The sequence below is a fragment of the Nonomuraea fastidiosa genome, assembly GCF_042751225.1.
Classification (GTDB): domain Bacteria; phylum Actinomycetota; class Actinomycetes; order Streptosporangiales; family Streptosporangiaceae; genus Nonomuraea; species Nonomuraea fastidiosa.
In genome coordinates this window covers 5381177-5400034 of sequence record NZ_CP170570.1, presented here as the reverse complement: position 1 = coordinate 5400034, position 18858 = coordinate 5381177, and the positions used below count along the sequence as shown (strand labels likewise).

Sequence of the window (18858 nt, the reverse complement as noted above, 5' to 3'; positions counted from 1 at the left end):
CCGGCCTGAAGGCACAACGCAGCAGGCGCACCTGGACACCCCGCCCGCACACGCCGGACGCGCCGCTGCCCGGCAGGACCGGGTGCGGCGCGTCCTGGCGGGCCGAAGCCCCGAAGGGCGCTCAGCGCATGGCGTCGAGGCCGCGGACCACGCCGGTGGTCAGCGTGCCGACCTCGGAGATGGAGATGGTGACGGTGTCGCCGTGCTGCAGCGTGAACGGCAGGTCGGGCACCAGGCACGTGCCGGTGGCGAGCACGGCGCCGTCGGGGAAGGAGTCGGCGCGGAAGAGGTAGCCGGCCAGGTCGTCGAGCCGCCGGTTGAGCTGGGAGGTGCTGGCCTTGCCCTCCCAGGCGGTCTCGCCGTCCCTGACGATGGTGAGCGCGATGTCCAGCGCGTACGGGTCGGCGACCTCCCACGCGGGCCGGATCGCCGGCCCGACCGCGCAACCGCCCAGGTAGATCTTGGCCTGGGGCAGGTAGAGCGGGTTGACCCCCTCGATGGTGCGGGAGCTGACGTCGTCGACGACGGTGTAGCCGACGATCTCACCGTGGGCGTTCAGGACGAGACCCAGCTCGGGCTCCGGCACGTCGATCTCGGAGTCCTCGCGTACGGAGATGCGGCCGCCTTCACCGGAGACCTTCCAGGCCACGGACTTGAAGAACAGCTCGGGACGTTCGGCGTCGTACACCAGCTCGTACACGTCGGCGGCGCGCTCGCTCTCCAGCACCCTCGCCTCGCGGGAGCGCCGGTAGGTCACGCCCGCGGCCCACACCTCCATGCGGCCGTCCACGGGCGGCAGCAGGGTGACGGAGCCCGACGGGTGGCGCGGACCGTCGGCCGCCGCGCACCGCTCCCGCAGTTCGTCGGAGGACAGCCGGAGCAGTTCGCCGACCGTGGTGATACCGGAGAGCTCGACCACCTGCTCGCCGTCGTCGACCCCGACCGCGTCGGCGCTGCTCAGAGGGCTGGTGAACCGTACGATCCGCATTCCTGCTCCTAGCTTCATCAGACGAGGGGGATCATGACATCCGATGAATCGTCCCCTGGGATCAACCTAGTAGGTCGCCGGGACGATGGGGAGGGGCGGTCCGGGTTGTGGGCACGCGAGCGGCCAGGCCGCCGTCCGGCGCCCGCGTACGAGGCCCCGGTTCAGAACGTGACCAGGAACTCGTAGCAGTTGAGCAGCCAGACCAGCAGCCACAGGGCGAGAGTCGGGAGCGGGATCAGCCCCCGGCCGGTTCCATATTCAGGCACCCGATACCACACGCCTTCCTTCCGACGGCGGGGCCAGGCTCGCAGCCCGTCTCCGGGGATGTGTGCGCTATTCGGAGCGGCCGGCGCTCCTGGAAGGATTTTCCGGTTTCGCGGCGGTTCCGGATTATGTGCTCCCTTAACGGGACAGCGTTCCTGTTGTGGCCCTCATGATAATTCTCCGGTATGGACCACTGCGGTATACGCCGCCAAAGGATTCCCGATTGTGTCCTTTACCGCCGCACAAGCAAGCGGCGATAACCGGAAATGTCGCCTATCCGGTGACAGGCTTGCCGAGCGCGCCGCCCGCCAGCCAGTCCTCCCACGACTTGGCCCACGGCGTCGGCCCGTTGCCGAATCGCAGTTTCCTGGACGTACCGGTCACCTCGATGATGTCGCCACGCTGGGTGAAGTCGTAGAACCAGCGGGCGTCGGCCGGGCTCGCGTTCACACAGCCGTGGCTGACGTTCGAGTTCCCCTGCGCGCCGGTGGACCAGGGGACGGCGTGGAAGAAGGTGCCGCTGTAGGTCATCCGCACGTTCCACTTGGTCTTGATGCGATATTCACCGGGCTCGCCGATCGTGGCGGAGTCCATGACGATGTCGGCCGCCTTCTCCTGCGCGATCATGACGCCCGAATAGCTGTCGTCGCCCGGCCTGCCGAGGCTCACCGGGATGGTTTTGACGACCTTGCCGTTCTCACGGACGACCGCTTTGTGGATCTTGGCGCTGACCTTGGTGATGTGCTCGGGTCCCACGGTGAACGTCAGGCTGCGATCCTTCGTCCCCCACACCCCCGGTCCCGCCCGCAGCCCCGCCAGGTGCGCGACGACGGTCACCCTCTCCCCGACCGGCCAGTACTCACGGGGCCTGAACTGCACCTCGCGGTCGCTCACCCAGCTCCAGGCGCCTTCGACCGGCTCGGACATGCGCACCACCAGCGACCGCTCGATCGCCGCCCGCGCCTCGCGCGAGGTGATCGGCCGCGACAGCAGGAGCTGCACGGGCATCCCGACGCCGGCCTTCTCGCCGTCGAGCGGTGCCATGCCGCTCTCCAGCACGCGCTTGGGATTGAGCGTGGTGAACGTGGACGCGCCGTTCACCTGCAGTCCGCCGGCGCCGGCGGCCTGGGCTTTCACCGTGTACGTCGTCGAGGGCCGCAGCGGCCACTCCGGCCGCCACGTGCCGTCGCTCCCGATGGCGCCCTTGACGGTGCGGCCCTTGGCGTCGGCCACGGTCACCTTCGTCACCTCGCCCCCGGTCGCCTTGACGGCGATGCCGGTGTCGGGCGCGACCTTCTTCGCGCCGTTCGCGGGGGTGATCGTCAGCGTGGCCGCCGGGCTCCGCTGCGACCGCCCGCTCTGCTCGCCCTGATCCGGTCCGCCCTGAGTACCGCCGCCCGGCGACGTGCACCCCGTGACGGCGAGCGCCACCGCCGCCGCGACGACGATGAGAGTGGAGGTGGGGGTGGGACTGGTCCGGCCGTTCCGCATCGCCGATGCCTCCGTGCCCGATATAGAGGGAAATATCCACATTAGACCGTTTCTGGAGATCCGGCGGACACCTGCCCGGATTGGCGCCGCGCATGCGGGCACCGGCACGCGCGGCGCGATTGAATGATCTTGATCTGGCGTTCCGCCGCCCACAATCATGGGCCGGTGGATTACTACCTGATCTCCGCGACCGCGGGCGATCGCACGCCCGCGGGGCTCCTGGTCGAGGAGTTCGTCCTGTGCGAGGACTACACGGCGGCCGGAATCGACGGCGCCGAGTGGAGACCGGAGATCGGCGCCTGGTCCTCCTCCGCCGAGCTGAGCCGCGCCATCCGCGCCGACAGCTCGCTGCGCGGGCGGGTCACGCCGGTCAGCAGGCAGCAGGCGTGCGAGGCCTTCGCCCGGATGGGCGGCGGCGTACTGCCTGAGGAGGCCGGGCTGCGCACGCTCTTCCAGGAGCGCCGTACGCTGCCCACCACCGCCCCGCTCAACCTCGGCGGCTCAGGAGCGCGCCGCTACCGCATCCTGTTCGCCGGCGAGCTGGGCGCCGACGGCCTCGCCAACGCGCGTACGGCGCTGCGGCTCAAGCCGGCCACCGGCGACCCGCGCGTGGTCGGCACCGCGTCGGCCAGCTCCGGCGGCCACGGCTTCACCTGGGAGCTGCGCCGGATCGGCGCGGGCATCGCCTGGTGCGTGGACGTCACCGCCAGGCTCGGCTCCGGCCCGCTCACCGCGCTCGGCGCGCTGCTGCACCACCACCGCCAGGCGGTACGCGAACAGGGCCTCATCCCCGTCACCGTCGAACGCTTCGCCTGAGAGAAGACATCCACCGGCCGGTGACTGTCACATTCGCGGCCCCTGCCCCGTCTTGTTTCATGAAGGTGCGGGCAAGGGGCATGCGGAGCGGCGATGAAGGGCAGCTCACTGGCCAGAGCGTTGGACGACCGGCTCGGCGGGGCCGGGTTCCTGAAGAAGGCGATGCGGAAGGTCTTCCCCGACCACTGGACGTTCCTGCTGGGCGAGATCGCGTTATACGCCTTCGTGGTCATTTTGCTCACCGGCGTCTTCCTGACGTTCTTCTTCAAGCCGTCCATGCAGGAGGTCGTCTACGACGGTGGCTACGCGCCGCTGCGCGGCGTCACGATGAGCGAGGCGTACGCGTCGTCCCTGGAGATCAGCTTCGAGGTGCGCGGCGGCCTGCTGATGCGGCAGATGCACCACTGGGCGACGCTCATCTTCCTGGCCGCCATCGTCGCCCACCTGCTGCGCAACTTCTTCACCGGAGCCTTCCGCAAGCCGCGCGACCTCAACTGGCTGATCGGCGTGGCGCTGTTCGCCCTGGTGCTGATCAACGGGCTGTTCGGTTACTCGCTGCCGGACGACCTGCTGTCCGGGGCCGGGCTGCGCATCCTGCACGGGGTGATCATCTCGGTGCCGCTGGTAGGGACGTACCTGGCGATGTTCCTGTTCGGCGGGGAGTTCCCCGGCGAGGACATCATCTCCCGCCTCTACAGCCTGCACGTGCTGCTGATCCCCGCCCTGCTGCTCGTGCTGCTCCCGCTGCACGCGGTGGTGCTGACGTGGCGGCAGACGCACACGCAGTTCCGGGCCAAGGGGCTGCGGAACGAGCAGGTGCGCGGCGCGCCGTTCTTCCCCGCGTTCCTGGCGAAGACGACGGTGTTCTTCCTGTGGGTGACCGGGGTGATCTCGCTGCTCGCCACGGTGTTCCAGATCAACCCGATCTGGCTGTACGGGCCGTACCTGCCCAGCGCGGTCAGCGCCGGATCCCAGCCCGACTGGTACATGGGCTTCCTGGAGGGCGCGCTGCGGATCATGCCGCCGTGGGAGTTCACCGTCTTCGGCTCCACGGTGACGATGAGCGTGCTGATCCCCGCGCTCGGCGCGCCGGGCCTGCTGTTCACCGCGCTGGCGCTCTACCCGTTCGCCGAGCGGCGGTTCACCCGTGACCACGCCGCGCACCACCTGCTCGACCGGCCGCGCGACGTGCCCGTGCGGACAGGGCTCGGGGTCGCGGGCATCGTGTACTACGGCGTGCTGTGGGCGGCCGGCGGCAACGACGTGATCGCCTCGACCTTCCACATCTCGCTCAACGCGACCACCTGGATCTTCCGCGTCGCCATCGTCGCCGGGCCGGTCCTGGGGTACGTCGTCACCCGCCGGATCTGCCTGGGACTGCGGCTGCGCGACCGGCACACCGTCGCGCACGGGGTGGAGACCGGGGTGATCGTACGCGGACCCGGCGGCGGCTTCACCGAGATCGAACGCCCGGTGACCGAGGAGGAGGCGGCGGTACTGCGGGCCGAGCCCCTGCCGTACCCGGCGCAGGTCATGGAGAGGAGCCGCGCAGGCCGTCGAACATGACGGACAGGGCGCGCGTGCGCAGGCCCTCATCCCGTTGACCGCGCCCGGCGGCCAGGCAGGCCGCGCTGAGCAGGGCGAGCAGTCCGGGCATGCGCAACGACACCACCCCGGCCGCGGTCTCCCTTTCCGGCCATACGTGCCTTTCCCGCGAACCAAGAACGATCACCGGTAGTCCAACCCGTTGGTACGGTCCCGGCCGCCTCGCCGGGGCCTCCGTTCAGGGGGACGCACCGGGGGCGGTGCGCGAAGGGGGAACGGCATGAACATCGGCACACCACCGCGCCGGCCTGCCCGCGCTGGAGCGAGACGGGGGACGGCGGGAGCGCTCGCCCTGGCCGCCCTGCTGGCAGCAGGCTGCGACACGACCAGGCTCACCGGGGGACGGGACGGCGGCGAAGCCGCCGACGGCCGGCCCCGCACGACCCTTTCCGCCAAGTCCGGGCCGAGATCCAACAAACCGGCTCCCCGAACATCGTCCGGGACGAGATCCGACAAATCGGCTCCCCGAACATCGGCAGCCTCGGGCGCGTCGGGCACCTCGAGCGGATCGGGCTCCTCGCCCCGGCCGGGGGCCCGCGAGCGCGCCCATGCCGCCACACCCTCTCCCCAGCCGGAGGCGCAAGCCGGCGATCCCACGCCCTCTGTCCTGGGCCGGACGCAGGCCGACGCCCTGGGCCGGACGCAGGCCGACCCGCTGGGGCGGACGCAGGCCGACCCACTGGGGCGCAAACCCGCTTCCGCTCCTCCGGCCAAAGCGCAGGCCAGCGTGCGCGCCCGTCCACCCGCGGCCCCCGGCCAAGCCGGGACACGGGCAGGCGCGCCAGAGCGCGAACCCGCGACCTCCGGCCGGGCTATGGAACGTTCCGAAACCTCCACCCGCGCCTCCGGAGCTCAGGCCCGTGGGCGGACGCGAGGCGGTTTACCGGCCACGACCACCGGGGCGGTGCAGGCGCCGGGGAAAGCGGGCGCGGCACGCCCGGTCAACTGCCGCCGGGTGAAGTGCGTGGCGCTGACGTTCGACGACGGGCCTGGCGCGTACACGGACGCGCTGCTCGGACACCTGGCTCGATACCGCGCCAAGGCGACGTTCTTCGTCGTCGGGCAGAACGTGGCGGCGAACCCCGGCATCGTGCGCAAGGCGTACGCGGCGGGGCACGAGATCGGCAGCCACACCTGGTCGCACCCGGACCTGACGAAGCTGACGGCCGCCGGGGTGCGCACCCAGCTCGCCCGTACCGACCACGTCGTCAAGTCGGCGATCGGGGTGGTGCCGAGGCTGGTCCGGCCACCGTACGGGGCGATCAACGCCACCGTCAGCCGGCTGACCGGGCGGCCGATGGTGTTGTGGAGCGTGGACACCTTGGACTGGCTGCACCGCGACAGCGGCAAGGTGGTCCGTAAGGCCGTCAGGTCCATACGTCCGGGCAGCGTCATCCTCTTCCACGACATCCACCCGTCCACGGTGCGGGCGATGCCCCGCATCCTCAAGATCCTGTCCAAGCGCGGCTACCGGTTCGTCACGGTCAGCCGGCTGTTCAACGGCAAGCCGCCGAAGACCGTCTACAGCGCCGCCCGCGCGGGCAAGGGCTGACCGGCGGCTCGCAGAGCCTCACGCTCGGTCCCGCCGGGGGTTCGCGAGAAATCGTCGCGTCCGATGAACCGAGGCCGCGCCGCCGCCGTATCTCGTCGTGTCAGCGGTGATCGCACATGAAGTCCGTCGAGAAAGGATGCGGCATCGGTAGCAGGGACACCGCGCAGGCCGGTCGGCCCGGCCTGCGCGGGCTGCACGGCCGTCCAGCCGCACGACTCGGCCGTCATCGGCCCGGTAGCCGGGCACGTCGTCGGCGTCGACCTTCGCCGTCACAGGCCGGCCGCAGAGGTAGTGCGGGCACTACCTCGAAGACTGGTCGTACCGCTATCGAGTTCCACGCCCGCGGCGGCGAGCGTTGAGGGCATGACCACATCCGCGATCGGCGCCCTGACGATGACCCTTACCCCGGCGACCGCCCCGGCCACGCCGGACGCCCTGAAGTGGGCTGCCTGCGACGGCGAGGGACGGCCACAGGACCTGCGGTGCGCGTCCATCGAGGTGCCGCTGGACTGGAACACCCGAACGGCAGGAAGCTCACCATCAAGATCGCCAAGCTGCCGGCGACGGGACGGCGGGCGGGCACGGTGTTCAGCATCCCCGGCGGCCCTGGCGGGTCCGGCATCGACGACCTCACCTCCTCCCGCGACAGCTTCACCGAGCTGCGCGAACGGTTCGACGTGGTGAGCCTCGAGCCGCGCAACGCCGGCACGTACGGACGCCTTCCCCGACGATGCTTCACCACCGGCCCGTGGCTGACCCGTCCGGACACCGTGCGCGAGTACGCGCGCCAGGCGGCCACCGTACGGGCGAGCGCGCAGGAGTGCAGGAAGGCACGCACGAGGCGCAGTTCCGGCGCTTCCTGGCCTGGTGCGACCAGAACACGGACGTGTGCGGCCACGGCATGGGGGCGCGCTGGCGCAGGCTGGTGGCCGGCGCCGACCGCGAGCCCCTGCCGGTCGACGGCGCGCGGGTGGCCGCCGATCGCAGGCACCTCCCGATCGAGGACGGCGCCGACGAACAACCCCTGCCGGGCGGGGACGCGCGGGTGACGTACACCGGGTTCGACATGAAGGTGGCCGCGATGCCGCACCTGTTCGCCCCGGGCCCCGCACCCGGCTACCCGCGCCAGGCCATCAGGCAGGCCGAGGGCGGGGACGCGGGCGGCTTCGCGGCGTACGTACGGGCGGGCACCGGCAGCCTGAAGCCGCCGTCGCTCGTCGGCATGAACGCCACCCAGTGCCTGGACGGCCTGCGCTTCCGCGACCACCGCGAGTACCGGAAGGTGCGGGCGCTCGGGGAGCGCAGGTCGCCGAACCTCGCCGGAGCCGAGGTGTGGCACCGGCTCGGCTGCGCGGGCTGGCCCACGCCGGCGACGAACCCGGCGCGGGCGCTGCCGGAGGGGCTGCCGCCGTTCCTCGGCGCGGGCACCTGGACCGACTACACGGACACCGCCGACCTCGTACGGCGCGTGCCCGGCTCGCGCACCGTGAGGTTCGACGGCCCAGGGCACGGGCTGTACCTGACGGGGGACCCGTACACGATCGCGCACGCGTACGCGTACCTCACCGATCTCCGTCTGCCCCCGCCCGGCGCCACCTGCCGCCCGGCCCCCGCCGCCTCCTGACACCGGATCAGGAGACGGCGACCGGGACCGGTCAACGGCTTGCCGCCCGCCTCACCCCAGCAGCCCGGCCACCGCGAGCGCAGACTCGGGGTGAGCCGCCAGCAGCGCCGCCACCCGCGGATCCGCGCCGGGCGCAGCGCCCTCGCCGGGCGCAAGCCACTCGCCGGAGCAGCCCAGCACCCCGGCCACGGCGTCGCAGGCCGCCGGGTGGGCGCGCAGCAGCTCGGCCACCGGCCCGCCCGCCACCGGAGCGGCGGCGGGCGCGGCCGGCTTGGGGCGGGCGGTCCACGGCGGCACCCACGAGTCGACCGCCGTCAGCGAGCCGGGGAACGTCCGCCCTGCCTCGCGTACGAGCATCGGCATCAGCTCGGCGGCGCCGTCGCGCAGCGCGGTGATGAGCTTCGGCAGCCACGGCAGCAGCACGCTGTCCGGCAGCCGCCCGAACGCCTTCGAGATCACCTCGACCACGAACCCCGACAGCGCGGGCACCGGCTCCAGGGCCTGGACGAACCCGATGACGTACTGCGGGAACGACGGGATCACCAGCGGGTTGGCCAGCAGCTCGTCGCAGCGCGACCGCAGCTCGGCCGGCGGCAGCAGGCCGAGCTGGTGCTGGGCCGCCCACAGCAGCGCCACCTTGGCCGGCGACTCGGGGTGTGACTGCTGCACGGCCAGCTCGAGCTGGGCGCGGTCGCAGCCGAGCGCCAGCGCCAGGCTCTCCATGTGGAACAGGAAGCCGAGCATGGCCCCCACCTGCCGTACGCCGGTGTCGTCGTCGACGAACGCCGTGGGCAGCAGCGTGCAGTAGTGGGCGTAGCCGGACGTCACGAACTTCTCGCACCACGCGGGCAGCTCCGGCTCGGTGGCCCGGTAGTGGGCGAGCAGCCGCCGGATACGGCGCAGCACGTCGGGCGCGTCGTCCACGCTCCGCTCGGCGGCGAGCAGCTCGACCGCCCGCTCCCCCAGCTCGTCGGCGAAGCGGCGGCTGCCGAGGAACAGGATGGCGTCCTCGACCGCCGCCAGCGCGACGGACGCGGTGGCCTTCGGATCCCACACCGAGCGCCGCAGCCGCTGCTCCAGCACCTGCTCGACGGTGACGCCCTCGTAGCCGAGCTCGATGATCGAGCGCTGGTATTTGCCGATCGCGAGGTCCCAGCTCTCCTGGATGGAGCGTTCGCCGAGGCGCCGCTCCCCCATGATCGGCCGTACGGCGTCGGACGGCAGCAGGTAGCGCAGCATCCACAGCACGTCGGAGCAGGGCCGCAGCTCGGGCTCCGCGGTGAAGTCGAGCAGCGCCCGCTGGATCGTGCGTTTGCTCAGGTCGAGCCCGAGAGGGGCGAGCCGGTCGTAGACGTCCCTGGCCAGCGGCGGCAGCGCGTCGTAGCCGACCTCGCCGATCTTGTCGCCGCCCAGCAGGATCTCGCAGAGCCGCCGCACGTCGCGCCGTCCCGGCACGACGTCCTTCTCGATGCAGGTGACGGCGGCGTCCTGGAAGTCGTACGGGGTGGGCCTGGCGCGGTTGCGCATGCCGGCCAGCAGGATCGAGGTCTCGTAGACCGCGATCGCGTCGGCGGTGCTGGCGAGGTAGCCGTTGCGGCGGGCCAGCCTGACGATGTCGACCGACCAGCCGAGCAGCTCGGCCTCGTCGAGCGGGTCGAGCGCGGGCGGCCGCGACAGGAACCCGGTCAGCTTGTCGGCCACCTCGCCCTGCGGCGCGGGCGGCGGCAGCTTGGCATGGCGCTTGCTCCCCTTGCCTGCCGAGCCCTTCTGCCCGGCCAGCCGGAACGGGGTGAGCTTGCTGCGCGTCAGCGCCTTGTTCCAGGTGGCCGCCGCGATCGACACCGAGCCGGGGGCCAGCCCGAACTGCGCCTCGATGGCCGAGTGGCTGGAGGGGATGAGCCCGTACAGCCACTTCGTGCCGGTGCGCGGGCTGATCTCGAACGTGGCCGTGGACCTCAGCCCGAACTGCTCGACCCGGCTCGCGGCGTGGAAGGCGCCGCAGACGTAGAGGCAGTCGGCGGGGTCGGCGCCGGAGGCGGCCAGGTGCTCGCGCATCCTGGTCCACATGTAGCGCTCGCGGTCCTCGTCCACCGACAGGCGCGCGTCGCCCTCGGGCCGCAGCCGCCGGAACAGGCTGCCGATGAGCACCATGACCTGGCGGTAGGTGTCGTAGTCCGCGCCGGACAGCGGCTGCTCGACGTACTGGTCCCACCACTCCGACCAGTGGCGCACCTTGCCGTGGTGCAGCAGGTGCTCCTCCAGCTCGGCGAAGCGGGGCCGCAGGTCGCCGATCTCCACGCCGACCGCGTCGCCGTGCAGGCCCGCGCCCTCGTCGGGCTTGGGCTTGGCCTCCTTCTCGGGCGCCCACTGGAAGACGTGGTCGGTCGAGCGGTCCACCAGCACCAGCTCGACGCCGGGGGTTTCGAGCGCGTACGCGATGGCCTGGTATTCGGCGGACGCCTCCGTGATGGGCGCCACCACGCTGAGCGGCGCCCACGACTTCGGGAACCCGTCGAGGTCGGTCGCGAACGCCTGCACCGCCACCGGCAGCTTGCAGTTGCGCAGCTCGGTGAGCAGCGGCTGCAGGTCCTCGCACAGCTCCAGATAGATGACCTTCGGCTGCTTCTCGCGCAGCCTGCGCACCATGGCCAGCGCCGAGGCCGGCGAGTGGTGGCAGACCGGGAAGATCTCCAGCTCCTCGCGCAGCGCCCGGTCGACGTCGTCGACCATGCCGGACAGGATGCCGGCGACCTCGACGGGACCGCCGGCGAACGTCTCCGCCGCGTCGAGAAGCTGCTCGCGGAGCGAGCCGAAGGGGCTCGACTGATCGATCATGACAGCGTCGCGATGGCCTGCCGGCCGCCCTCGAGGAACTCCGGCCACTCGCCGCCCTCCTTCTTGCTGCGCGGCTCGACCACGCCGTGCCAGTACTTGTTGAGGATCGCGAGGTCCTCGGGGCTGCGCCGGGCCAGCGAGCCGACCAGCGAGCTCGCCAGCGTCTGCGCGCGCAGCACCCGGTCGCCGAAGAAGTGGCTGTGCAGGATCGCATCCTCCAGCACGCCGATCTGCTCGGCCGTGGACAGCGCCGACTCCAGCTTGTCGTCGTCGCTGGTGGCCGAGGCCGCCGCCGAGCGCAGGTCGGCGAAGCTCTGCAGCAGGATGTCGAGCAGCGTGGGCGGCAGGTCCAGCTCGATCTGGTGGCGGCGCAGCAGCTCCTCGGTGCGGAAGCGGACGATCTCCGCCTCGCTCTTCTTGTTGGTCACCACCGGGATGCGCACGAAGTTGAAGCGCCGCTTGAGCGCCGACGACAGGTCGTTGACGCCGCGGTCGCGGCTGTTGGCGGTGGCGATGATGGAGAAGCCCGGCTTGGCGAAGACGATGTTGTCGTCGTCGAGCTCGGGGATCGAGACGTACTTCTCCGACAGGATCGAGATGAGCGCGTCCTGGACGTCGCTCGTCGAGCGGGTCAGCTCCTCGAACCGGCCGATCACGCCCCGCTCCATCGCCGTCATGATCGGCGAGGGGATCAGCGACTCGCGGGACTGGCCCTTGGCGATGACCATGGAGACGTTCCACGAGTACTTGATGTGGTCCTCGGTGGTGCCGGCCGTGCCCTGCACCACCAGCGTGGAGTTACGGCAGATCGCCGCCGCGAGCAGCTCGGCCAGCCAGCTCTTGCCGGTGCCCGGGTCGCCGATCAGCAGCAGGCCGCGGTCGGACGCCAGCGTCACGATGCTGCGCTCGACGAAGCTGCGGTCGCCGAACCACTTCTGCGGGATCTCCCTGTCGAGCCCGTCGGCCCGCTCGGAGCCGAGGATGAAGATCCGGATCATGCGGGGGCTGAGCCGCCACGAGAACGGCTTGGGCGCGGTGTCGATGGACTCGAGGTAGTCGAGCTCTTCGGCGTACTTCACCTCTGCGGGCGCGCGCAGCATGTCGGTCATGGTTATCGGGGTCTCCTAAGCGAGGAAGTTCTTGAGCTCGGACACGAGCTTGCGGATGTGGCCGGAGAGCACGGGGGTGCCCATGGCCTTGAGCTTCTGGCGGTACCACGGGTCGACGCTCGCGTGGCCGGAGCTGTTGACCGAGCCGACGGGGATGAACTTGACCCCCGAACGGTGGATCGCCTCGAAGTCGTTGATCAGTGAGCGGTTGTCGTAGAAGTCGGAGATCCACACCATCACGGTGTTGCGCGGATCGCTGATCTTCGGTCTGGCCTGCGCCATCGCGACCGTGCCGTCGGTGCCGCCGCCGAGCGTGGTGCGCAGCAGCACCTCGAACGGGTCGTGCACCCACGGGGTCAGGTCGAGCGCCCTGGTGTCGTACGCGATGAGGTGCACGTCGACCTTCGGCAGCCCGGCGAAGATGGACGCGAGGATGGTGCAGTTGACCATCGCGTCGACCATCGAGCCCGACTGGTCGACCACCACGATCATGCGGGCCGGAGTGGTGCGCCGGGCGGTCTGCTTGTAGTAGAGGCGGTCGACGTAGAGGCGCTGGTCTTCCTCGTTCCAGTTGGTGAGGTTCTTCCAGATCGTGCGCTCGACGTCGAGGTTGCGGAACACCCGCTTCGGCGGCACCGAACGGTCGATGTCGCCGACACTGGCCTTCTCGACCTGGGTGCGTAGCACCTGCGCCACCTCGTCCACGAACCTGCGGATCAGCGCCTTGGCGTTGGCCAGCGCGACGCCCGACAGGTTCGACTTGTCGTGCAGGAGCTGCTCGATGAGCGACATGCTGGGCGTGAGCTGCTTGGCCAGCGCCGGGTCGGCCAGCACCTCGCGCAGGTGCATGCGCTTGACCAGGTCGCCCTCGATGTTCGCGAGCACCTTGGCCAGCTCTTCGTCGCCGACGCGATGGCGCAGCCCGCCCGGCTCGCAGCCCATGCCGCGCTCGAACCAGGCCGCATCCGACTTCCAGCCCTCCAGCCGGGTCGCGGTGACGTTGCCCGAGCCGGTGGCGAACACGTTCAGCAGCAGCTTCGACACCAGCGCCGCGCGGCGCACCTCGTCGCCGGGGCCGTGGTCCTTGTCGGCCATGAGGTCGTGGAACTCGGCGGCCAGCTCGGGGAAGCGCTGCACGAGGTTGTCGATCGAGACGCCGGGGTCGAGCAGCGCGGGCGGCAGGCCGAGGTCGCCGACGATGCCGACGCTGGCGGTTTCGAGCGCGGGCTCCTCCTCGGGGCTGAACAGCCGCGACAGCAGCCGCCAGTAGAGCACCTGCCGCCGCGTCTGATCGGCACTCTGCCCGCCGCCCTCGGCCACCGCAGGCGAGGCCGCACCCGCGCTCTGCCCGCCTCCGCCGGCCACCGCAGGCGAGCCGCCCGGCAAGGCCGCACCCGCACTTTGCCCGCCTCCGCCGGCCACCGCAGGCGAGCCGCCCGGCGAGGCCGCGTCCTCGGCCGACGAGGTCGTGTCGCCGGCCGGCGTCGCGTTCTCGGTGAGGTCGGTGAGATCGGTGTGTCCATTCATGTGCTCGCTCATTTGCGCAGCAACCGTCCCGCTCGTTCGCGCAGCACCGCGACCACGTCACCGGACCTGGCCTCGGCCTTGACGACCTTGGGGTCGGTGGGGCCCTGCGCCCAGTCGCCGGTGTGCGCCGCAACCGGCTGCTTCTTCACCGTGGCCTGTACGCCCAGCGGCTGGAGCGTCCATCGCCCGGCGTCCCAGCGCAGCAGCCCGATGCAGGCCGTGGACGCCTTGAGCAGCGCGGGCGTGAGCGGGCCGCAGGAGGGCAGCCGGTCGAGGTCGAACGCGATCGTGTGCTCGCCCAGCTTGAGCGAGCTGCCGTCGCTCTTGTACCCCTCGACGAAGACGGGCTCCGCGATGCGTACGGGATGACGGTCGAGCGGCGTCACCGCGGCCGCCGTCGCCACCGGGAGCTGGAGCCTGGCCACCGCGAGCGGGTCGGCCTCATCGCCCGTACGGGCCCTGTCGTCGTGCCAGATGAGGTCGCCGCCCGGCAGCAGCGGCATGTCGGTGATCTCCAGACTGCGATGCTCGGCCAGCGCCGCGAGCAGCGTCGGGTGCCCGCCGAACAGCCGCCACACGGTCGGGCCGACGATGGTGTCGACCTTCGCGGCGGCCACGCTCGTGCGTACCAGCCGGGCCTGCCCGCCTCCCGAGGGCTCCAGGACGGCGTGCACCTGGACGCGTACGGCGGTGGCGTGCTCGTGCACGTCGACGCCCAGAATCAGCAGCCGACCCGACACCTCCTCGGCCTCGTCCCGCCACGGGCCGCGCTGCGCCAGCAGCGTCGCGCGCGTCCACAGGTCGGCCCAGCGGCGCGCGGGCACGCGGTCCATCGTGGCGACCGGCGACGAGGCGCGCAGCTCCGCGGCCAGGCCGTCGAGCAGCACCGCAAGGCCGCGCAGCGCCGGCTCGGCGAGCAGCGCCTCGATCGTCTGGTCGGCGGAGGAGACCAGGTCGTGATCGACCCCGCGCCAGCCCGTGATGGCCAGCTCGCGCAGCCACGCCCGGCATCCGGCCAGCAGATTGTCCGCGACCTCGGCGTCCGGGCCCGGCCCGGCCTGCTCGACGGCGGCGCGGGTACGCCCGAGCGCCGCGTCGAGCCGGGCGAGCAGCGTGTCGTGCACCGCGCCGAACAGCGCCGCCCGGCCGCCGGCCAGCGCCGCCAGGTGCTCGTCCGACACCGAGCCCGCGGCCACCTTCGCCACCGCCTCGGCCAGCCGCTCGCCGACGGGAGTGCCCGCCAGCGCGCCCGCCAGGGCGTTCAGCGCCTGCGCGCGCTCATCGCCGAGCCGCGCTAACCCGTACGTGAGCGCCTCGTCAAATCCCGTCACCAGGGCGAGCGCCTCGTCCACCCCCGCGGGGGCCGCGCCCATCAGCTCTCCGAGCTGTACGTCGAGCATCACCGCACCGCCCTGTCCGTCATGTCTTCCGTCGAGATGAGTGGCATCAGCGCACCGCCCCCGTCGCGGGGAACCAGTGCAGCTCCGCCAGCGGATCGGCGCTGTCGGGCACCTCGAGGTAGGCCAAGTGGCGCAGGAACCTGCTGAACACCACGGCCGCCGGAGTACGCTCGACCGGCCCGTTGACCTGGTCCATCAGCGAGCCGCCCGGCGGCACCTCGATGCGCAGGTAGCGGGCCACCCGGTCGAGCCCGTACTGGACGACCGCCTCGGCCGCCAACGCGTTGATGTGCTTGCACGCGTGGCCGTACAGGCCGCCGCAGGGGCGGTTGTTGTTGGTGCTGCAACTCAGCGCGAGGGTGCCGGCGGCGATCGACGAGACGTAGACCCGCTCGATGTCGGACCCGCTCGACACGACGCCCTGCAACCGGCCGTCGGCCAGCTCGACGAAGGGCACCTTCGCCAGCTTGCGCGGCTGCACGGGCGGCACCACCCGCACGGCGCTACGCTGCTCCCACGCGGTTTCGTCCGCGTCCACGATGTCAGAACCCCCTAACCCCGGCCGGCTCACGAGCGCAGGCGGAAATGCCCGGATCCGTACGGCCGGCTGATCAATTGATCGTGGAACTTACCGAAGCCGACTGACAGAACTCAGCGAAACGATCAAGCCCGCAGGTGGGCCGCTTCTGCGCGCAGGCCGGAGGCTTCTGGGGGCAGGTGAGGCGCTCCCGCGCACACGCGGGCGCTTGAGTGCGACCGCGTTGTCGCCGTGGGCGTGACCGGCGCTCCCACGCACACGCGGGCCGCTTCTCGCGGCAGGTGAGGCGCTCCTGTGCGCAGGTCCGCCACTTCTGCTGACAGGCGAGGCGTTTCCGCCCGCAGGTCGGCCGCTTCCGGCGGCGGACGAGGCGTTTCCGCGCGCACGTGGGACGCTCGGGCGCGCAGGTAGAGCGCTGCCGCGCACAGGCAGGCCGACCTCCGGCGACACGTGGAACGCTCGGGCGCGCAGGTAGAGCGCTGCCGCGCACAGGCAGGCCGACCTCCGGCGACACGTGGGAGGCTGCGCGCGCCCATAGGCCGCATTCAGCGCGGACAGGTGAGGCACCGCCGCTCGCTCTGGCCACGGACGCTTCTGACGGCAGATGAGCCGCTTGTGGCGGCGTGGGCCGCGGTCGTTGTCGGGTGTGTCTCGCGGTTCGCGTTGTCGCGGGGCGCGGAGACGCGGGGCGCGGGGCGCGGAGACGCGAGGCGCAGGGACGCGGAGACGCGAGGCGCAGGGACGCGGAGACGCGAGGCGCAGGGACGCGGGGTGCGGGGCGCGGGGCGCGGAGACGCGAGGCGCGGAGACGCGGGGAAGCAGAGTCCTGGGCGTTCGGAGATTGTTCATAATATTGTCGAACAAGACACCGACCCGATCAGCGCCGGGAGGATCGCGTGACCGCAGGGTCCCCGCGCGGGGAGACGCTGACCGACCGGCTCAGGGCCGCCATCCTCGGCGGCGACTTCGTGCCCAACCAGCGGCTGGTCGAAGCCGACATCTGCGAGCAGTTCAGCGCACCGCGCGCCGCCGTACGCGAGACCTTCAAAGAACTCGCCGGCGAAGGGCTCGTCGAGATCCTGCGCAACAAGGGTGCCAGGGTGCGCGCCGTGTCGAAAGCCGAGGCCATCGAGATCACCGAGGTCCGGATGGTGCTCGAAGGGCTGTCGGCGGCCAAGGCGGCTGAGCGGGTGACGCCCGAGCAGGCCGGCGAGTTGCGGCGGCTGGTGGCCGAGATGCGCACCGCCGTCGACGGCAACGACCTCGACCGCTACTCCGAGCTCAACGCCGCCCTGCACGCCAAGGTGCGCGAGATCGCCGGCCACCGCACGTCGGCGGCCATCATCGAACGGCTGGGCGCGCAGGTGGTCCGCCACAAGTTCCGCCTCGCCCGCCAGCCGGGGCGGGCCGCCGTATCGTTGCCGCAGCACGAGCTGATCGTCGCCGCCATCGTCGCCCGCGACCCGGAAGCGGCCCAGACCGCCATGCAACAGCACCTCCGCAGCGTCGCCAAAGCCCTCGAAGCCACCCTCGAGTGACCCGCTTTCCGGCAGGCTCGCCGTCGGTCCCGCTCCCCGGGGCACGAGCCCGGGTGCGGGGAACTCGCCCGTGCTAGGGCGGCAGCGGGTGTCTCGCTTCCCGGCTGAAGCCGCCGGACTTCCGTGACTCGCCCGTGCTCAGGGGCGGGCGCTACGCACTCGGCCACCGCCAGACGCGGCGGCACCACCTCCCCCTGAGCCCGGGGCAGGGCAGTAGAGCCCGGGGCAGGGCAGTGGGTCGTCGGCCTGCCTCTCCAGCTGGGACACGAGTCCCGCTGCAGAAGACACGCTCCGCCTCCCAGCGCGCAAGACACGCTCCGCCCCCCGACGCAAAAGACACGCTCCGCCTCCCGACGCGAAAGACGCGCTCCGCCATCAGCGCACCCACCCCGTCGGCCAGAGTGGGTCCCCTACGGCCCCCAGAACTGACGGGGCGACGGTGCCACGACGGCCCTTCCAGCGAGCCGCCTCGCTCGCCCACGACCACCTGGCCCGAATGGGCGGACCGCCTTTCGGCGCGGCGAGCCCGCGGGGATCCACGTGGCGCCGGGCGCGGCGGCGCGCCGGTGCGGGGGCGGGGGCGGGGGCGGGTCTCACGTAGTGCGAGGGCTGGGTGGGAGGCCGCTGCGGGTCGCCGTGTCGAGGGTGGCGGCGGTGGCGCGGGTCATGGCGTTGGGGGACGGTGAGGGGGTCGAGCATGGCGGTGGCGGCCTCCATCTCGTGGACGCGGCGCACGCCGTGCTGGGCCGCGCCGCGCAGCAGCCGTACGACGAACTCCTCGTCCGCGTCCGTGACCGTCTCCACGAGATGCTTCCAGAACCAGTCGCCCAGGCCCGCAGCGTCGGCCGCCCGCTGCGACTCGGTGATCAACGCGCTGAGCCCCTTCACCAGGACGCTGCGCAGCGGCTTGCGCGGCGCCGCCTCCGGCCCTCCGTACGGCCCTAGCCGGTACGGATCCAGGCCGCCGACTCAGCATCTCGTTAACAATATTGTCTACATTAACGCTAGAGCGAGCGAAGTAGCCCGGCAACACAAGGCTGATCGCAGGAAGTGTTGACAATCGATCATCAGGCTCTTAGCGTCGGCGCGTGACCACGGCTCCGACCGCACCCAGCACCCTTGCGGGTGATCGGCGCCCACGCGGGCGGCTTCGTCTGGCGGGCGGCCGGCGCCATCGCCCTCGTCACCGGGCTGGCGGCCAGCGCGCCAAGGTGGTCCGCCCCAGCTTCGGCGAGCGCGGCGAGTCCGCGAAGGCGTGGCGGGCCGGCCACACGCTGGAGGAGATCAAGGCGATCCGCCGCGAGGAGGCGGAGAACGCCGCCGCGGCCCTGGGCGCCGAGATCGAGTTCTTCGACGCGGGCGACTATCCCCTGCTGGAGAGCCCCGAGCCGGTGGACCGGCGCGTCATGGGCAGCCCCGGCCCGCGCCACCGCACAGGCCACCTCCAGGTCGAGGTGGAGCTCGACCTGTCCACGAGCCCGCCGACGGCGATACGCGCGGCGAACGTACGCACCGCGCCCAAGCTGGTCGACGGGACCGAATACCCCCGATCCCTAGCCGACGGAGCATGA

Annotated in this window: 15 protein-coding genes; 6 read left to right on the top strand and 9 right to left on the bottom strand. The window is 71.7% G+C overall.

Going from position 1 to position 18858, the window contains the following annotated elements:
- Positions 1-121: 121 nt before the first annotated feature.
- Entirely contained in the window at positions 122-988 is an 867-nt protein-coding gene (locus tag ACFMQL_RS25060) for a fumarylacetoacetate hydrolase family protein (protein ID WP_364056454.1), read from the bottom strand.
- A gap of 537 nt (positions 989-1525) precedes the next feature.
- Entirely contained in the window at positions 1526-2743 is a 1218-nt protein-coding gene (locus tag ACFMQL_RS25055) for an Ig-like domain-containing protein (protein ID WP_378787280.1), read from the bottom strand.
- A gap of 165 nt (positions 2744-2908) precedes the next feature.
- Between ACFMQL_RS25055 and ACFMQL_RS25050 the strand changes: the two genes are divergently transcribed.
- Positions 2909-3559, top strand: coding sequence for a hypothetical protein (locus tag ACFMQL_RS25050; protein ID WP_378787279.1), 651 nt, complete (start codon positions 2909-2911; stop codon positions 3557-3559).
- Positions 3560-3652: 93 nt separating this feature from the next.
- Positions 3653-5125, top strand: a complete 1473-nt coding sequence (locus ACFMQL_RS25045) for a cytochrome b N-terminal domain-containing protein (RefSeq protein ID WP_364056469.1) — start codon at positions 3653-3655, stop codon at positions 5123-5125.
- On the opposite strand, the gene ACFMQL_RS25040 is transcribed toward ACFMQL_RS25045, so the two are convergent.
- Complete coding sequence (locus ACFMQL_RS25040; RefSeq protein ID WP_378787277.1) at positions 5091-5216, bottom strand: hypothetical protein; 126 nt, start codon at positions 5214-5216, stop codon at positions 5091-5093. The genes ACFMQL_RS25045 and ACFMQL_RS25040 overlap by 35 nt on opposite strands.
- Positions 5217-6068: 852 nt before the next feature.
- Between ACFMQL_RS25040 and ACFMQL_RS25035 the strand changes: the two genes are divergently transcribed.
- Together ACFMQL_RS25035 and ACFMQL_RS25030 are read left to right on the top strand one after the other, a co-directional pair.
- On the top strand, positions 6069-6716 hold the full coding sequence (locus ACFMQL_RS25035; protein WP_364056474.1) for a polysaccharide deacetylase family protein: 648 nt from the start codon (positions 6069-6071) through the stop codon (positions 6714-6716).
- Between the two features lie 748 nt (positions 6717-7464).
- Positions 7465-8340: an alpha/beta hydrolase gene (locus ACFMQL_RS25030; RefSeq protein ID WP_378787275.1), complete on the top strand. Its 876-nt coding sequence runs from the start codon at positions 7465-7467 to the stop codon at positions 8338-8340.
- Positions 8341-8391: 51 nt separating this feature from the next.
- Here the strand turns inward: ACFMQL_RS25030 and ACFMQL_RS25025 are convergent, their stop codons facing one another.
- Genes ACFMQL_RS25025 through ACFMQL_RS25005 form a run of 5 tightly spaced genes read right to left on the bottom strand, consistent with a single transcriptional unit; the run spans position 8392 to position 15749 of the window.
- Positions 8392-11175: a DUF5682 family protein gene (locus ACFMQL_RS25025; RefSeq protein WP_378787273.1), complete on the bottom strand. Its 2784-nt coding sequence runs from the start codon at positions 11173-11175 to the stop codon at positions 8392-8394.
- Entirely contained in the window at positions 11172-12284 is a 1113-nt protein-coding gene (locus ACFMQL_RS25020) for an AAA family ATPase (protein WP_364056483.1), read from the bottom strand. The genes ACFMQL_RS25025 and ACFMQL_RS25020 overlap by 4 nt, the downstream gene beginning before the upstream one ends.
- A 15-nt stretch (positions 12285-12299) precedes the next feature.
- Positions 12300-13811: a VWA domain-containing protein gene (locus ACFMQL_RS25015; protein WP_378787271.1), complete on the bottom strand. Its 1512-nt coding sequence runs from the start codon at positions 13809-13811 to the stop codon at positions 12300-12302.
- 8 nt (positions 13812-13819) lie between these two features.
- A complete protein-coding gene (locus ACFMQL_RS25010; protein WP_378787269.1) occupies positions 13820-15211 on the bottom strand; it encodes a hypothetical protein in 1392 nt (463 codons plus the stop codon).
- Positions 15212-15257: 46 nt separating this feature from the next.
- Positions 15258-15749, bottom strand: a complete 492-nt coding sequence (locus ACFMQL_RS25005; protein WP_364056492.1) for a hypothetical protein — start codon at positions 15747-15749, stop codon at positions 15258-15260.
- Positions 15750-16645: 896 nt separating this feature from the next.
- Here ACFMQL_RS25005 and ACFMQL_RS25000 point away from each other — a divergent pair.
- Positions 16646-17287, top strand: coding sequence for a GntR family transcriptional regulator (locus ACFMQL_RS25000; protein WP_364056494.1), 642 nt, complete (start codon positions 16646-16648; stop codon positions 17285-17287).
- A gap of 375 nt (positions 17288-17662) precedes the next feature.
- On the opposite strand, the gene ACFMQL_RS24995 is transcribed toward ACFMQL_RS25000, so the two are convergent.
- Positions 17663-18175 carry a DUF1932 domain-containing protein gene (locus ACFMQL_RS24995; protein WP_378787267.1) on the bottom strand — a complete coding sequence of 171 codons (513 nt, stop codon included), beginning with the start codon at positions 18173-18175 and terminating at the stop codon, positions 17663-17665.
- A 323-nt stretch (positions 18176-18498) separates the two neighbouring features.
- On the opposite strand from ACFMQL_RS24995, the gene ACFMQL_RS24990 reads away from it, so the two are divergent.
- Entirely contained in the window at positions 18499-18858 is a 360-nt protein-coding gene (locus ACFMQL_RS24990; RefSeq protein ID WP_378787266.1) for a hypothetical protein, read from the top strand.

What these genes read in the sequence shown, in the direction of transcription:
- ACFMQL_RS25060 (WP_364056454.1), bottom strand. Translation starts at nt 988, where the DNA reads ATGCGGATCGTACGGTTCACCAGCCCTCTGAGCAGCGCCGACGCGGTC.
- ACFMQL_RS25055 (WP_378787280.1), bottom strand. Translation starts at nt 2,743, where the DNA reads ATGCGGAACGGCCGGACCAGTCCCACCCCCACCTCCACTCTCATCGTC.
- ACFMQL_RS25045 (WP_364056469.1), top strand. Translation starts at nt 3,653, where the DNA reads ATGAAGGGCAGCTCACTGGCCAGAGCGTTGGACGACCGGCTCGGCGGG.
- ACFMQL_RS25040 (WP_378787277.1), bottom strand. Translation starts at nt 5,216, where the DNA reads ATGCCCGGACTGCTCGCCCTGCTCAGCGCGGCCTGCCTGGCCGCCGGG.
- ACFMQL_RS25025 (WP_378787273.1), bottom strand. Translation starts at nt 11,175, where the DNA reads ATGATCGATCAGTCGAGCCCCTTCGGCTCGCTCCGCGAGCAGCTTCTC.
- ACFMQL_RS25020 (WP_364056483.1), bottom strand. Translation starts at nt 12,284, where the DNA reads ATGACCGACATGCTGCGCGCGCCCGCAGAGGTGAAGTACGCCGAAGAG.
- ACFMQL_RS25015 (WP_378787271.1), bottom strand. Translation starts at nt 13,811, where the DNA reads ATGAATGGACACACCGATCTCACCGACCTCACCGAGAACGCGACGCCG.
- ACFMQL_RS25010 (WP_378787269.1), bottom strand. Translation starts at nt 15,211, where the DNA reads ATGCTCGACGTACAGCTCGGAGAGCTGATGGGCGCGGCCCCCGCGGGG.